The following is a 14,111-nucleotide window of genomic DNA, read 5'->3' as shown; positions in this document are numbered from 1 at the left end:
CTCCTGGCGGGCGTCCCGGGCTTCCCGTGCCCCGCGCCTCCAGCGCGTCCGGCTCCGGCTCTCAGGCGAGACCGCGGCGGGCGACCGCCGGCGGACGGTGGCCCGCGATCGAGGCCACCATGTCCAGGACCTGCTTGGTCTCCGCCACCTCGTGCACGCGGTAGACCTGCGCGCCCAGCCAGGCGGAGACCGCCGTGGTCGCCAGGGTGCCCAGCACCCGCTCCTTGACCGGCTTGTCGAGGGTCTCCCCGACGAAGTCCTTGTTCGACAAGGACACCAGCACCGGCCAGCCGGTCTCCGTCATCTCCCCGAGCCGGCGGGTCGCCTCCAGGCTGTGCCGGGTGTTCTTGCCGAAGTCATGGCCGGGATCGATCATGATCCCGTCCCTGCGGACGCCGAGCCCGACCGCCCGCTCCGCCAGCGCGAGCGTCACGCGGAGAATGTCCGCCGTCACGTCGTCGTACGCCACCCGGTGCGGGCGCGTGCGCGGTTCGGCGCCGCCCGCGTGGGTGCACACCAGACCGGCCCCGTACCGCGCGGCGACCTCGGCCAGCTTCGGGTCCACGCCGCCCCACGCGTCGTTCAGCACGTCGGCGCCCGCCTCGCACACCGCCGCTCCCACGTCGTGGCGCCAGGTGTCGACGCTGATCACCACGTCCGGGTGGCGTCGCCGCACCTCGGCCACGAAGCCGACCGTGCGCCGCGCCTCCTCCTCGGCGGACACCTCTTCGCCGGGACCGGCCTTCACCCCGCCGATGTCGATGATGGCGGCGCCCTCGGCCACCGCCTGCTCGACGCGGGACAGAGCGGGCTCGTCCCGGAACGTCGAGCCCTGGTCGTAGAAGGAGTCGGGCGTCCGGTTCACGATCGCCATGATCACCGGCTCGTGCGCGTCGAACTCGCGCCGTCCCAGCCGCAGCATCCGCTGTTTCCTCCTCATCGTTCGCCTGCGACCCTAGCTGTCGGTGCCCCGTGGCACGATCAGCGGTGGACGGTTTTCCGCTCGGGTAAGTTCCCCGGGGACGTACGGGAAGTTCGGGGAGAGGGTCGCTCGTGTTCTGGTTCTTGCTGATCGCGATGGTCGTGGTCATCGCGGCGGTCACGCTCGTGGTGGTCGGCGGCAGTGACAGCGCGGCACTGCCGGAGGCCCCTCCGGAGCAGTTGGTGGACCCGCTGCCGCCCGGGCGCCCCGTCGGCCGCGCCGACGTCGATGCCCTCCGCCTCCCCGTCGGCCTGCGCGGCTACCGGATGGCGGACGTGGACGACGTACTCGGCCGCCTCGGCGCGGAGCTCGCGGAAAGGGACGCGCGCATCGCCGAACTGGAGTCCGCGCTCGCCGGGGCCCAGGCCACCGCGGCGGGCCGGCGGGACATGTTCACCAAGCCCGGAGAGGAGCCGGGCCGGTGACCGTGGCGACCGGCGCCGCCGTGCCGGGCCCGGACGGCAGGCTCCGGTGCCCCTGGGGACTGTCCACCGTCGAGTACGTCACGTACCACGACGAGGAGTGGGGCCGCCCGGTGCACGGCGACGACGCCCTGTTCGAACGGCTCTGCCTGGAGGCCTTCCAGTCCGGGCTGTCCTGGATCACGATCCTGCGCCGCAGGGAGGGCTTCCGCAGCGCCTTCGACGGCTTCAAGATCGCCTCGGTGGCCGCGTTCACCGAGGCCGACGAGGAGCGCCTGCTCGCCGACCCCGGCATCATCCGCAACCGCGCCAAGATCCGGGCGACCCTCGCCAACGCGCAGGTGCTCGCCGACTGGCCGGCCGGCGAGCTCGACGAGCTGATCTGGTCGTACGCGCCCGGCACGGCGCTGTCGGCACCCCGCACCATCGCCGACGTGCCGGCCGTCACCGACGGGTCCACCGCTCTGGCCAAGGCCCTCAAGAAGCGCGGACTGCGCTTCGTGGGCCCGACGACGGCGTACGCACTGATGCAGGCCTGCGGGCTCGTCGACGACCACCTCGCCGACTGCGTGGCGCGCGGCGGCGGCCGCTGACGCCACGCCGGCCCGTACGGCTCAGCGGCCGAGGTACTTGGGGGTCTCCTTGGCGAGGAACGCCTGCACCGCGATCGCATGGTCCTCGGAGGCGCCCGCCTTCGCCTGCATCTCCTCCTCCTTGTCGAGCGCCTCGCTCAGCGAACGGTCCGCGCCGTAGGCCATCGACTCCTTCAGCGCGGCGTAGGCGAGCGTGGGCCCGTCGGCCAGCGCGCGGGCCACGGCGGCGGCCTCCGCGGCCAGCTCGTCCGCCGGGACGAGCTTGTTCGCGATGCCCCACTCGTACGCCTCCTGCGCGGAGAACGAGCGGGGGAAGAGCAGCAGGTCGGCGGCGCGGCTCTGCCCGATCAGCCGGGGCAGCGTCCAGGACACGCCGGAATCGGCGGTGAGCGCCACGCCCGCGAAGGACGTCGTGAATTTGGCCGTGTCGGCGACGACCCGGTAGTCGGCGGCCAGCGCGAACCCGAGGCCGGCACCGGCTGCCACGCCGTTGACCCCGGCGACGACCGGCTTCTGCATCCCGGTCAGCGCCCGGACGATCGGGTTGTAGTGCTCCCGCACGGTGCTCATGGTCCCGCCGCTGCCGGACTCACGGTCGGCGGCGAGCAGGGACACGTGCTCCTTGAGGTCCTGGCCCACGCAGAACGCCTTGCCGGTGGCGGTCAGCAGCACCGCCCGCACCGCCGTGTCGGCGGCCGCGGCCTGCACGGCGTCGCGCAGAGCCACCTTCGCGTCGACGTTCATCGCGTTCATGGCCTCGGGCCGGTTGATCGTGATCGTCGCGAGTCCGTCGTTCACGTCGTACAGCACGGAGTCGGCCATGGCGGGTCCCCTTAGTGGTTCTGACGGCAGTGTCGAGGCCAGCATGACGGAGATCATCGGGTGTGCACATGTGACCTGCGTCAAACAAACTCCGTGGGGCGCCTGGGGAGCGGCGGCGAAGTATCGCAGGCACATCGCCGAATTGAGTGGTTTTGAGAGAGCGCGTTGCGCAAGCGATGCCGACTGATGTTGGTCTTTGGGTCCCGCCATGCGGGATAATGACCTGGAAGCAATGTGTTCGATGCCGGTGACACAGCACCTCTCACGGGGCCGCCGGCTGCGATGAGCTGGTTTCAGGAAGGGGAACGAGCATGGCGGCCATGAAGCCGCGGACGGGCGACGGCCCGCTCGAGGTGACAAAGGAGGGGCGGGGCATCGTCATGCGCGTTCCGCTCGAAGGCGGCGGTCGGCTTGTCGTCGAACTGACTCCGGACGAAGCCGATGCACTCGGTGACGCCCTGAAGAAGGTCGTCGGCTGACGCGCCCTGATTTTCCACTGCCCCGGCACGGTTCGTGCCGGGGCAGTGCGTGTTCCGGGGGTGCGGCAGACCCGGCAGGCGTGTTGCGGGGATGGGGCGGGCCCGGCCCCATCAGCCTGGGAGGCGCGGAAGTACAGGGGCGGAGCCCCGGACAGCCTTCCCCGGCTCCGATTCAGGCGCGGCGGACCGCGCAGAGGAGACCGTCGCCCACCGGCAGCAGCGTCGGCAGGAGTTCATGGCTCTCGCGGACCGCGCGCAGCAGCTCACGCACCCGGAGGACCTCCGCGGGCTGCGCGGCGGAGTCGACCGTACGGCCGTCGGCGAACACGCCCTCGAAGCAGACGAGCCCGCCGGGCCTCAGCAGGCGCAACGATTCAGCGAGGTAGTCGAGGGACTCGGTGCGGTCGCCGTCGCAGAAGACGAGGTCGTATCCGCCGTCCGCGAGCCGTGGCAGGACGTCGAGCGCGCGGCCGGGGATGAAGCGGGCGCGGTTCCCGGCGAAGCCGGCCGCACGGAAGGCCTCACGGGCGAACTGCTGGCGTTCCGGCTCGAGGTCCACCGTGGTCAGGACGCCGTCCGGGCGCATGCCGTGCAGCAGGTAGATGCCGGAGACTCCCGTCCCGGTCCCGATCTCTGCCACCGCTTTCGCGTCGGCGGTCGCCGCCAGCAGTCGCAGAGCGGCGCCGGTGCCCGGGGACACCGAGGGCAGCCCTGACTCCCGGGCCCGGTCCCGGGCCCAGCGCAGAGCGTCGTCCTCGGCGACAAAGGCGTCGGCGAACGCCCAGCTCGTCTGCTGGTTGGCGTTGATGACCCTCTCCTGTCCCCGTAGTTGGCGCGACGCTGACTGTATCCGCTGGGCCCGGGAACCCGCAGATGGGACCGGTCGTTGTTGAGGCAGAGGGAAGCGCGTGGAGCGGGGCCGGATGCCGGTTCCAAATCCACGTAAAGATTCTTATCCGGAGCTAACGGGCGAGGTGGCTATGGTAGGGGCTCCGCTGGACACCACCAGAGCCGACAGGGGAGGTGCGGCTGCACCTGCGGATCGGGGAGGAGTGCTGAGGCGCCTTCTCAGGTCGGTGGGTGAGCCGAAATCCGTGACCAACACTGCTGACCGTTCTACGCCCTCCGACTCCGTCACCACGGCGACCTTCGCATCGGATGCGGAATCGCAGGCCTGGACCCCTCCCACGTGGGAGGAGATCGTCAGCACGCACAGCGCACGGGTCTACCGCCTCGCGTACCGCCTGACGGGCAACCAGCACGACGCGGAGGACCTCACACAAGAGGTCTTCGTCCGCGTCTTCCGCTCCCTGTCGACGTACACGCCCGGCACCTTCGAGGGCTGGCTCCACAGGATCACCACGAACCTCTTCCTGGACATGGTCCGCCGCAAGCAGCGGATCCGCTTCGACGCCCTCGGCGACGACGCGGCGGAGCGTCTGCCCAGCCGGGAGCCGTCGCCCCAGCAGGTCTTCAACGACAGCCACTTCGACGCGGACGTGCAGCATGCGCTGGACACCCTCGCGCCCGAGTTCCGCGCCGCCGTGGTGCTCTGTGACATCGAGGGCCTGTCGTACGAGGAGATCGCCGCGACCCTGGGCGTGAAGCTCGGCACCGTCCGCAGTCGCATCCACCGTGGCCGCTCCCACCTGCGCAAGGCACTGCAGCACCGTTCGCCGGAGGCGCGCGCGGAGCAGCAGCGCTCGCTGGCGGGTGCCGTGGGCCTGGCGGGGGAGGGTGGACCGGCGTGAGCGGTACAGGTCCGACTCCTGCGGAGCAGCATCTGGGGGACCGGCTGGCCGCACTCGTCGACGGTGAACTGGAGCACGACGCCCGGGACCGGGTCCTCGCGCATCTGGCCACCTGTCCGAGATGCAAGGCCGAGGCCGACGCCCAGCGTCGTCTCAAGAACGTCTTCGCCCAGTCCGCGCCGCCGCCGCTCTCCGAGGGGCTGCTCGCACGGCTGCAAGGCCTGCCCGCCGGTCCCGGCGCCGGTGACGACGACGAGCCCGGCCCCTTCGGCGGCGGACGTGCCGCCGGCGGGGTGTTCGGAGCGCTGAACCCGTCCGCGGGAAGACCGCGCGACCCTCGCGCGGAGACGTTCGGCTACGTCCCCGGCGGGGCCCACGCGGCCGTTCTGCCCGGTGGCGGCAGCGGCTTCCGGATCCACGAGGTCGGCCGAGCGGAAGCTGAGCGCTCGCCGTGGCGCGGCAGGCGGTTCGCCTTCGCGGCGGCCAGCGCCGTGTCCTTCGCCGCCATCGCCTTGGGCGGTGCCGTTCCGCTCGACGCCGCCGGTGATTCCGGTGCGCGCGGACAGGGCGGCGGCAACAAGGTGACGCCGCTGCGCACCGCGACGCCGACGCCCGCCGCGAACACCACGACCCCGGGACCCGGTGGCGGCGCCACCACGTTCCGCGGCACGGACGGCGACCGGCGCCGGGGCGGGAGCGGCCAGACCAGGCCGGGCTCCGGGCCGGTGATCGCCGCGGTGCCGGGCGAGCCCGATGGTCAGGCGCTCAACCGCCACCTCGGTGTCTCGCCGCTGGCCCACGCCTCCTCGACGACCCCGCTGATACGTCCGACGGCAGCGGCGCTGCACCTGGCCGCCGCCCCGGTGATCGGTCCTGTGGCCACTCCGGTGCCCAGGCATCTTGCTGCTCCGTCGCAGTCCGCCCCGCCGCCTTCGCACTGACCGGCGCGGGGTACCTGAGCAGGACCCGACCAGGACCCTGCGCACGGATTCGCAAACCTGGTTGAATCTCAGCGGGTGCCCGCGGGGGTGCCGCAGCGGCCGGCAGTTTGCGGGGAGAGCATGGACGACGGGAAGCCCACCGGACCCAAGGCGAAGTGGTGGAGCCGCCCCGACAAGGGGCGCGCGGTTCCCTCCGGGCAGGAGGTATCCGCGCCGGAAGAGGCTTCCGTGGCCCGGGACGCTTCATCGGTGGACGCGTCACCGGCCCCGGAGACGGACGACCGGGCGAACGCCCGGGCGCACGCGCAGACGGACCAGGTGACGGTCCCGGCGCCTGCCGGGGCGCCCGAACCGGTGCCCGCTGAGGTGCCCGCGTCGGCGCCCCCGGAGGAATCGCCCGTGGAGGCCACGGTGGACGCCACTGTGCCCGCCACGGCCGCAGCCCTCGCCGCGCCCGCGAGGCCCCAGCCGCTGCACGACCCCGATCCCTACGGCACCCCGCCGTACGGCGGACCCGGCCCCTGGGCGCCCGCCCCGCCCGTACAGCGCCCGGTGGCGACGCCGGCCCACGGCACACCGCTGCCGGCCCAGTACGCGACGGCCGGCACCGCCGGCGACGGCTATGCGCAGCCGCAGCCGCATCCGCACCCGGATCAGCAGCACCAGCACCGGTCCTCGCATCCGCACCCGCCGCAGCATCCACAGCCGGGCCCGCGCTGTCGCCCGCCGCGCCCACCCCGGCCGGTCCGCCTCCCGCCCCGGAGCGGCCGCAGCCGCTGTCCTCTGTCTGGCTCCAGTACGACCCCTGGAGCGCGCCGGGAACGCCGTTCACCCACCCGGGGAGCCGGCCGCCCCCCGCAGGCGCCGACGCGGTCCGCTGCTGATCGGGGCCCTCGTCGTCGCGCTCGTCGCCGGCGGTACCGGCGGTGTCATAGGCGCCTATGTGGAGCGCAACGGCGGTGTGACCCGCATCGAGCTTCCGCAGGCCGGTCGCGAGAGCGCCGACCGGGCACCCGGCAGCGTCGCCGGCATCGCCGCGAGCGCCCTGCCGAGCGTCGTCACCCTGCATGTCAGCGGCGACGCGGAACAGGGCACCGGAACCGGATTCGTGCTCGACGAGCAGGGTCACATCCTCACCAACCACCATGTCGTGGACCCGGCCGGCACCTCCGGCGACATCTCGATCACCTTCAGCGGCGGCGAGACGGCCAAGGCCACCCTCGTCGGCAAGGACAGCGGCTATGACCTGGCCGTGGTCAAGGTGACCGGGGTCAGCGGACTGAAACCGCTGCCGCTGGGCAACTCCGACAACGTCCGGGTCGGCGATCCCGTCGTCGCCATCGGCGCACCGTTCGACCTCCAGAACACGGTCACCTCGGGAATCATCAGCGCCAAGGAGCGGCCGATCACCGCCGGCGGTGACAAGGGCGACGGCAGCGACATCAGCTATGTCGACGCCCTGCAGACCGACGCACCGATAAACCCCGGCAATTCGGGCGGCCCGCTCGTGGACGGCAAGGCCCAGGTCATCGGCATCAACAGCGCCATCCGTGCCGCGGACACCGGTGCGGGGACCGACGGGGCCCAGGCGGGCTCCATCGGGCTCGGCTTCGCGATTCCCATCAACCAGGGCAAGCGCGTCGCGGAGGAGCTGATCAACACCGGCAAGGCCACGCATCCCGTGATCGGGGTCAGCCTCGACATGAAGTTCGCCGGTGACGGGGCCCGCGTCGGTGACAAGGGCCAGGACGACTCCCCCGCCGTCACACCGGGCGGTCCCGCGGCCAAGGCGGGCGTCAGGCCGGGCGATGTCGTCACCGAGGTCGACGGCCGGCGGGTGCACAGCGGCGAGGAGCTGATAGTGAAGATCCGCGCGCACCGCCCGGGCGACGAGCTCGAGCTGACGCTGCGTCGCGGCGGGGACGAGCGGACGGTGACGCTTGTGCTCGGCTCCGCGGACAGCTCATGACCATCTCGCAGCTGCCCGGAAGGTACCGGGCCGACAGTTTCGCCGGGTACCGTGGAGCGGACCCGGATCCCGGCCGGTCCGCGGACCGCGGCGGGCACGTGGAACGCAGCGAGCACGGAGAACACGAGGAGCGGCAAGGTGTTCAATGACATAGGCGCACTGGAGCTGGTGGCGCTCGTGGTCCTCGCCGTGCTCATCTTCGGCCCCGACAAGCTGCCGAAGGTCATCCAGGACGCCAGCCGCTTCATCCGGAAGGTCCGCGCGTTCTCCGAGAGCGCGAAAGAGGACATCCGCACCGAGCTCGGGCCCGAGTTCAAGGACTTCGAGTTCGAGGACCTCAACCCGAAGGCTTTCATCCGCAAGCAGCTCGCGGAGAACGAGGATCTGAAGGACCTCAAGGAGCTCCGCAGCAGCTTCGATCTCAAGAAGGAGATCAACGAGGTCGCCGACGCCGTCAACGGAACGGAGCATTCCGGTGTGTCGGACAGTTCCGTGCCCGCCGCGGTGAACGGTTCCTCCTCAGGCGGCCCCGACCTGCTCAAGAAGGGCGAGAAGCCGGCCCGAGACGACCGCCCGCCCTTCGACGCAGACGCCACCTGAGGACTGTCAATCCCTGCGAGCGGGGTGTGGGTGGCTATTCTCCATCTGTCCGGCAGTGAGGACGCCCGAGGGGGCGGGTCCGCTGCAGGTGTGAAAGACGGAGAGGCGGCCGGGTACATGTCGACGACGAGCCGGGTGACGGAGCAGCAGGGGACGGCGGGCGAAACGCCGGACCAGAGCGGCTACAGATCCCGCACGGCGCAGGGGGACACGGCGGCCCGGCGTGCGGCGGAGGGATTCAAGAACGCCGCCTTCCCCTGGTACGCGCTGGACGAGGCCTTCACCGGTCCTCGGCGCCTGATGCAGGTGGGCACCGCCGCCGACGGGACCGTCCAGCACGGCGCGATCGGTCACGGCGACGAGCCGACGATACGGTCCGAGACGGCAGGTGCGGAGAAGGAGCGTTTCGCCGTCGTCGTGACCGTCGCGGCGAACCCGGTCAGGCGCACCGGCGACGGCACGGGCGTGCTGGAGGCCACCACCGTTGCCTCGGCCGCCTGGCTGGCCGGCTCCGGCCTGCTGGCCCACACCTGGCCCGAGAAGCTCGACCACTCGCTGCGTGACGACTGGCTCGACCAGCAGACGGAGACCGCGTTCGAGCTGGCCGACGATCTGACCGGCCCCGAGTGGTCGACCCTCTCGCTGCCGGTGGACGGGGTGCCGACGTCCTTCCACTACCGCGAGTCGGAGTTCGGCTGGGTGCTGGCCGGCACGACCGGGGCGGGAGTCCACATCGGCGCGTACGGGCGCGGGATGAGCGCGTACGGCCTGGGGTTCGCGGTGGTCGCCAACCCGGCCGCGTACGTGCGCTGACCCGCAGGCGGGACGACCGCCGTACGTGCCCCAGGAGGCGGTACGGACCTGATGACGGACCGAGGGCGCCGCTCGAGCCGAGCGGCGCCCTCGGTGCCGGTGAGGGCGAGTGCCCCCTCCGGTCAGAACTTGTTGCGGGGTGTGATGCCCAGCGACATGCCGGACAGACCGCGCTGACGGCCCCCGAGCTTGCCCGCGATCGCGCGCAGCGCCGAACCCGCGGGGAGTCCGGGTCCGTGATGACGACCGGCTTGCCCTCGTCGCCGCCCTCGCGGAGCCGTACGTCGATCGGGATCGAGCCCAGCACCGGCACCGTCGCGCCGGTCGTCTTCGTCAGGCCCTCGGCGACCCGCTGGCCGCCTCCGCTGCCGAAGACGTCGACCATCTCGTCGCAGTGCGGGCACGGCAGGCCCGCCATGTTCTCGACGACACCCACGATCTTCTGGTGCGTCTGCACCGCGATGGAACCGGCCCGCTCGGCCACCTCGGCGGCGGCCTGCTGCGGAGTGGTGACGACGAGGATCTCCGCGTTCGGGACGAGCTGGGCGACGGAGATCGCGATGTCGCCCGTGCCCGGCGGGAGATCGAGCAGCAGGACGTCCAGGTCGCCCCAGTACACGTCGGCGAGGAACTGCTGCAGCGCCCGGTGGAGCATCGGGCCGCGCCACACCACCGGCGCGTTGCCGGGCGTGAACATGCCGATGGAGATGACCTTCACGCCGTTCGCCGACGGCGGCATGATCATGTTCTCGACCTGGGTCGGACGCCCGTCCGCGCCCAGCATGCGCGGCACGCTGTGGCCGTAGATGTCCGCGTCGACGACGCCGACCTTCAGACCGTCCGCCGCCATGGCCGCCGCCAGGTTCACGGTCACGGACGACTTGCCGACGCCGCCCTTTCCGGACGCCACCGCGTACACACGCGTCAGCGAACCCGGCTTGGCGAACGGCACCTCGCGCTCGGCGGTGGTGCCCCGCAGCGATGCCGCGAGGTCCTTGCGCTGCTCGTCGCTCATCACGTCCAGGGTGACCTCGACCCGCGAGACGCCGTCGACGCGTGCGACCGCCTCGGTCACGTTCTTGGTGATCGTCTCCCGCATCGGGCAGCCCGAGACGGTGAGGTACACCGTCACGGCGACCGTGCCGTCGTCCCCGATCTCCACCGACTTCACCATGCCCAGATCGGTGATCGGTCGGTTGATCTCGGGGTCGTTCACCGTCGCCAGTGCCTCAAGCACCGCGTCTTCCGTAGCCATACGGAGATGGTACGGCTCCAGCCACCGCCTGCGGAAAGGCCGTCAGCGGTCGTCTTCGTCACTACCGCGTGTGCGCTCGTGCGGGGAAGGGACCCGCTGCTCGTCCATCGTCCTCACCAGATCCTCCAGCTCGGAGCGGATCCAGTCCCGCGTCGGCACCTCGCCGAGGCCCATCCGCAGCGCCGCGACCTCACGGGTCAGATACTCCGTGTCCGCGATCGAGCGCTCGTTCTGCTTGCGGTCCTGCTCCAGGTTGACCCGGTCGCGGTCGTCCTGCCGGTTCTGCGCCAGCAGGATCAGCGGCGCCGCGTACGACGCCTGGAGGGACAGCGCGAGGGTCAGGAAGATGAACGGGTACTCGTCGAAGCGCAGCTGGGCGGGGGCGCTGACGTTCCACACCACCCAGGCGATGATCGTCAGGGTCATCCAGACGAGGAACCGGCCCGTGCCGAGGAACCGCGCGATCTTCTCCGAGAGACGCCCGAAGGCCTCCGGGTCGTAGTCGGGCAGCAGACTGCGGCGCGGTGCCCGCGGCAGATCGAGCCGCACCCGCGTCCGCGGCGCGGCGCTCGCCCCCGCCGGCATGCGGCCCTGCTGCTCGAACCGGTCGGGCGGCCCGGTCTCGCCGCTACCCATGGGCGGATTCCTCGAACTCGGTCTCGCGCCAGTCGTCAGGCAGCAGGTGGTCCAGTACGTCGTCGACGGTCACGGCACCCAGCAGCGACCCGCCCTCGTCGACGACCGGCGCCGCGACCATGTTGTAGGCGGCGAGGTGCTGGGTGACGGTTCGCAGCGGGGTGTCCGGCGACAGCGGCGGCAGGTCGCTGTCCACGATCGAACTGACCAGCGCGAACGGCGGGTCCCGCAGCAGCCGCTGGAAGTGCACCGTGCCGAGGTACTTCCCCGTGGGCGTCTCGTCGGGCGGCCGGCACACGTACACCTGCGCGGCGAGGGCGGGGGAGAGGTCCTGCTGGCGCACCCTGGCCAAGGCGTCGGCCACAGTGGCGTCGGGGCGCAGCACGATCGGCTCCGTCGTCATCAGACCGCCCGCGGTGCGCTCCTCGTACGCCATCAGCCGACGCACGTCCGCCGCGTCGCCGGGCCGCATCAGGGCCAGCAGCCGCTCCTTGTCCGCTTCCGGCAGCTCGGACAGCAGGTCGGCGGCGTCGTCCGGGTCCATGGCCTCCAGGACGTCGGCCGCTCGTTCCTCCTTGAGCTTGCCGAGGATCTCCACCTGGTCGTCGTCGGGCAGCTCCTCCAGCACATCGGCGAGCCGGTCGTCGTCGAGCGCCGCGGCCACCTCGGCACGCCGCTTGGGCGACAGATGGTGCAGCACGTTGGCGAGGTCGGCCGGACGCAGCTGCTCGAAGGTGGCCAGCAGGTTCTCCGCGCCCTGACCGTGCTCCTCGAGCGAGAAGCCGGTGACGGCGGACCACTCGAGGGTCAGCGTCTCGCCCTTGCGGCGCAGGGCCCCGCCCTTGCCCCGGCGCACGAAGACCTTGTCGATCTCCCAGTCGCGGCGGGCCGGCAGCTGCTGGATCGCCACGTCGAGCACGGTGACCTCCTCGCCGCTCTCCACGAGGCGTACCCGCCGGTCCAGGAGCTCGCCGAGCACCAGCCGCTCGGTGGGACGCTGCTCGAAGCGGCGGACGTTGAGGACACCGGTGGTGATGACCTGGCCCGACTCGATCCCCGTCACCCGCGTCATGGGGAGGAAGATCCGGCGGCGGCTGATCACCTCGACCACGAGGCCCAGCAGCCGCGGCGGCCGGCGGCCGACGCGCAGCATCGCGACCAGGTCGCGTACGCGTCCCACCTGGTCACCGTTGGGGTCGAAGACGGGCACGCCGGCGAGGTGCGAGACGAAGACCCGCGGGGCGCCTGCCGCCATGTTCGCCCCTCCTCCAATGCCGGTCACTTCTGCGCCGAAATGCTGGTTCCGGACCGTTTCAGGCTAGCCGGTACCGATCCGGGCCGCTCCCGGCCGACGGCCGGACGGCTGCCTGCGTACCCGTGCACCCGGCACGGGTACGCTGCGGTCTGCCAATCCCCACAGATGAGAGGCAGTGCGCTGGTGACTCCCCTCCCTCCGGCCGACCGAGTACGCCGGGCCGGGCTCTCCGCGGTGCTGTGTGCCGGGCTGACCATGGCCCTCGGTGCGTGCGGTGAGGACCCGGACGCGGGGACGAACGGGATCGGGAAGCTGTCGGCGGAGGAGATCGAGACCAAGGCGCGGACGGCGGCCGACGCCGCGGCCTCGGTGCGCCTCTCGGGCACCCTCGTCAGCAAGGGCGGCACCTACAAGCTCAACATGCGGCTCAAGCACGACGGCGGCACCGGATCGCTCACGTCCAAGGAGAACGCCTTCGAGCTGCTGAGGATCGGCGACACCCTCTTCCTGAAGGCCGACGCCGGTTTCTGGAGCCATGCCGACGGCGACAAGGAGAAGGAGCCGAGCGAGTCGGACCGCGAGGCGGCGAAGAAGCTTGCCGACAAGTACGTGAAGGTCCCCAAGGGCGACCCCTCGTACAAGCAGTTCCGCGGCTTCACCGACATGGACGTGCTGCTCGACGGCCTGCTCGGTATGGAGGGCGAGCTCAGCAAGGGCGACCGGACCCGCGTCGGAGGGGTCCGCACCATCAAGGTCACGGCGGGCGAGGGCGGCCGGGGCGGTGTCCTCGACGTGTCGCTGGAGGGCAAGCCGTATCCGCTGCAGTTCACCCGGGCCGGCGGCGCGGGAGTGCTCACCCTGGGTGACTGGGACAAGGACTTCCCGCTGGCGGAACCGTCGAAGGACGAGACGGTCGACTACGGCAAGCAGCTCCCGAAGTCCTCCGAGCAGAGCTCCTGACCTCCGAGCAGAGTCCCTGACCTTCGCACAGGGCTCCTGACGTCCGCGCAGGGCTCCCGGCCCTCGGCACGCGGGGCGTGATCGCCGCTCAGACCCTTGACCTGAGCGGACGGATCAGCCGCGGCGCTTGCGCCGCTTCAGCAGGAGCCTCGGCAGTGCCGCCGGAGCAGGCCGGCGGGTGGTCGCGGCGGTCGGCAGTGGCGCGGCCGCCAGCGAGCCGTCGGGCAGGTCGGTGACGACGTCCCGCGGCTCGAGGCGCAGCACCCGGCATTCACGCGCCCAGCGCTCGGTCATCCGCTCCGCGTCCGGCGCGTTCAGCCGCTTGCCCTTGAGCTCGCCGACGGCCGCCTCCCACGTCTGTGAGTGCGGGGCGAGCTCGCTCACCCGGGCCGACCAGGCGACGAGCCTTCCGCCCTTGTCCTTGCTGCGGACGGTGACCTCCGCGTCGGCGCCGTCCACGAGGCCCGGCAGCGGCTGCTCGCCGGGCCCGTCGCCGACGATGTACGCGGCGCCCTCGTGCCAGACGTGCCACAGGGCACGCGCCGGGCCGTCGCCACGCACCCAGATGAGGCCCGACTTCTTGGTGGCCTCCTCGACGAGCGCCCGGCCGAGCAGATGCGATGTCATGCGCGC

Annotated in this window: 15 protein-coding genes and 1 pseudogene; 9 read left to right on the top strand and 7 right to left on the bottom strand. The window is 71.8% G+C overall.

The features are described from left to right. Nucleotides 1-61: 61 nt before the first annotated feature. Entirely contained in the window at nt 62-922 is an 861-nt protein-coding gene (gene folP / locus GLX30_RS13000; protein WP_159687681.1) for a dihydropteroate synthase, read from the bottom strand. Nucleotides 923-1,053: 131 nt separating this feature from the next. Here folP and GLX30_RS12995 point away from each other — a divergent pair, with 131 nt between their 5' ends. Both GLX30_RS12995 and GLX30_RS12990 read left to right on the top strand, forming a co-directional pair. Beyond that, nucleotides 1,054-1,407 carry a DivIVA domain-containing protein gene (locus GLX30_RS12995; RefSeq protein ID WP_159687678.1) on the top strand — a complete coding sequence of 118 codons (354 nt, stop codon included), beginning with the start codon at nt 1,054-1,056 and terminating at the stop codon, nt 1,405-1,407. A 2-nt stretch (nt 1,408-1,409) separates the two neighbouring features. Further along, the gene (locus tag GLX30_RS12990) at nt 1,410-1,997 is read left to right on the top strand and encodes a DNA-3-methyladenine glycosylase I (protein ID WP_159695007.1); all 588 of its coding nucleotides are present in this window, start codon (nt 1,410-1,412) and stop codon (nt 1,995-1,997) included. Nucleotides 1,998-2,018: 21 nt separating this feature from the next. Here the strand turns inward: GLX30_RS12990 and GLX30_RS12985 are convergent, their stop codons facing one another. Further along, the gene (locus GLX30_RS12985; protein ID WP_159687676.1) at nt 2,019-2,819 is read right to left on the bottom strand and encodes an enoyl-CoA hydratase-related protein; all 801 of its coding nucleotides are present in this window, start codon (nt 2,817-2,819) and stop codon (nt 2,019-2,021) included. A gap of 311 nt (nt 2,820-3,130) precedes the next feature. Between GLX30_RS12985 and GLX30_RS12980 the strand changes: the two genes are divergently transcribed. Then, a complete protein-coding gene (locus GLX30_RS12980) occupies nt 3,131-3,298 on the top strand; it encodes a DUF3117 domain-containing protein (RefSeq protein ID WP_003966491.1) in 168 nt (55 codons plus the stop codon). 172 nt (nt 3,299-3,470) lie between these two features. Here GLX30_RS12980 and GLX30_RS12975 read toward each other — a convergent pair whose 3' ends face one another. Then, nucleotides 3,471-4,148 carry an O-methyltransferase gene (locus tag GLX30_RS12975; protein ID WP_159695006.1) on the bottom strand — a complete coding sequence of 226 codons (678 nt, stop codon included), beginning with the start codon at nt 4,146-4,148 and terminating at the stop codon, nt 3,471-3,473. 130 nt (nt 4,149-4,278) lie between these two features. Between GLX30_RS12975 and sigE the strand changes: the two genes are divergently transcribed. The 5 genes from sigE to GLX30_RS12950 all read left to right on the top strand — a co-directional run bounded on the left by sigE (nt 4,279) and on the right by GLX30_RS12950 (nt 9,372). Further along, nucleotides 4,279-5,049 (top strand): RNA polymerase sigma factor SigE, encoded by a 771-nt coding sequence (gene sigE, locus GLX30_RS12970; protein ID WP_182327991.1) that lies wholly within the window; start codon nt 4,279-4,281, stop codon nt 5,047-5,049. After that, nucleotides 5,046-5,990 (top strand): zf-HC2 domain-containing protein, encoded by a 945-nt coding sequence (locus tag GLX30_RS12965; protein WP_159687673.1) that lies wholly within the window; start codon nt 5,046-5,048, stop codon nt 5,988-5,990. Before sigE ends, GLX30_RS12965 begins: the two co-directional genes overlap by 4 nt. Before the next feature lie 622 nt (nt 5,991-6,612). Continuing rightward, on the top strand, nt 6,613-7,959 hold the full coding sequence (locus GLX30_RS12960; RefSeq protein ID WP_244258130.1) for a trypsin-like peptidase domain-containing protein: 1,347 nt from the start codon (nt 6,613-6,615) through the stop codon (nt 7,957-7,959). Nucleotides 7,960-8,097: 138 nt separating this feature from the next. Beyond that, nucleotides 8,098-8,559, top strand: coding sequence for a sec-independent translocase (locus GLX30_RS12955; protein ID WP_159687670.1), 462 nt, complete (start codon nt 8,098-8,100; stop codon nt 8,557-8,559). Nucleotides 8,560-8,649: 90 nt separating this feature from the next. Continuing rightward, the gene (locus tag GLX30_RS12950) at nt 8,650-9,372 is read left to right on the top strand and encodes a hypothetical protein (RefSeq protein ID WP_347879720.1); all 723 of its coding nucleotides are present in this window, start codon (nt 8,650-8,652) and stop codon (nt 9,370-9,372) included. A gap of 122 nt (nt 9,373-9,494) precedes the next feature. Here GLX30_RS12950 and GLX30_RS12945 read toward each other — a convergent pair. The 3 genes and pseudogenes from GLX30_RS12945 to GLX30_RS12935 form a co-directional block, all read right to left on the bottom strand. Then, a pseudogene (locus tag GLX30_RS12945) lies at nt 9,495-10,627 on the bottom strand (Mrp/NBP35 family ATP-binding protein). A gap of 42 nt (nt 10,628-10,669) precedes the next feature. Beyond that, complete coding sequence (locus GLX30_RS12940; protein ID WP_159687667.1) at nt 10,670-11,263, bottom strand: DUF1003 domain-containing protein; 594 nt, start codon at nt 11,261-11,263, stop codon at nt 10,670-10,672. Further along, nucleotides 11,256-12,518 carry a CBS domain-containing protein gene (locus GLX30_RS12935; protein ID WP_159687664.1) on the bottom strand — a complete coding sequence of 421 codons (1,263 nt, stop codon included), beginning with the start codon at nt 12,516-12,518 and terminating at the stop codon, nt 11,256-11,258. The genes GLX30_RS12940 and GLX30_RS12935 overlap by 8 nt, the downstream gene beginning before the upstream one ends. 183 nt (nt 12,519-12,701) lie before the next feature. On the opposite strand from GLX30_RS12935, the gene GLX30_RS12930 reads away from it, so the two are divergent. After that, nucleotides 12,702-13,478 (top strand): hypothetical protein, encoded by a 777-nt coding sequence (locus GLX30_RS12930; RefSeq protein ID WP_159687645.1) that lies wholly within the window; start codon nt 12,702-12,704, stop codon nt 13,476-13,478. A 114-nt stretch (nt 13,479-13,592) separates the two neighbouring features. On the opposite strand, the gene GLX30_RS12925 is transcribed toward GLX30_RS12930, so the two are convergent. Then, nucleotides 13,593-14,105 (bottom strand): hypothetical protein, encoded by a 513-nt coding sequence (locus GLX30_RS12925; RefSeq protein ID WP_159687642.1) that lies wholly within the window; start codon nt 14,103-14,105, stop codon nt 13,593-13,595. Nucleotides 14,106-14,111: the final 6 nt, after the last annotated feature.

The organism is Streptomyces sp. Tu 2975 (genome assembly GCF_009832925.1).
Taxonomy (GTDB): domain Bacteria; phylum Actinomycetota; class Actinomycetes; order Streptomycetales; family Streptomycetaceae; genus Streptomyces.
The sequence above is the reverse complement of the archived record's forward strand: the minus strand, read 5'-3'. Positions and strand labels throughout refer to the sequence as shown.

Bases quoted from the DNA above. Each gene is read 5' to 3' on its own strand.
- sigE (WP_182327991.1), top strand. From the start codon at position 4,279: ATGGTAGGGGCTCCGCTGGACACCACCAGAGCCGACAGGGGAGGTGCG.
- GLX30_RS12935 (WP_159687664.1), bottom strand. From the start codon at position 12,518: ATGGCGGCAGGCGCCCCGCGGGTCTTCGTCTCGCACCTCGCCGGCGTG.
- GLX30_RS12985 (WP_159687676.1), bottom strand. From the start codon at position 2,819: ATGGCCGACTCCGTGCTGTACGACGTGAACGACGGACTCGCGACGATC.
- GLX30_RS12980 (WP_003966491.1), top strand. From the start codon at position 3,131: ATGGCGGCCATGAAGCCGCGGACGGGCGACGGCCCGCTCGAGGTGACA.
- GLX30_RS12940 (WP_159687667.1), bottom strand. From the start codon at position 11,263: ATGGGTAGCGGCGAGACCGGGCCGCCCGACCGGTTCGAGCAGCAGGGC.
- GLX30_RS12925 (WP_159687642.1), bottom strand. From the start codon at position 14,105: ATGACATCGCATCTGCTCGGCCGGGCGCTCGTCGAGGAGGCCACCAAG.
- folP (WP_159687681.1), bottom strand. From the start codon at position 922: ATGCTGCGGCTGGGACGGCGCGAGTTCGACGCGCACGAGCCGGTGATC.
- GLX30_RS12960 (WP_244258130.1), top strand. From the start codon at position 6,613: ATGCGCAGCCGCAGCCGCATCCGCACCCGGATCAGCAGCACCAGCACC.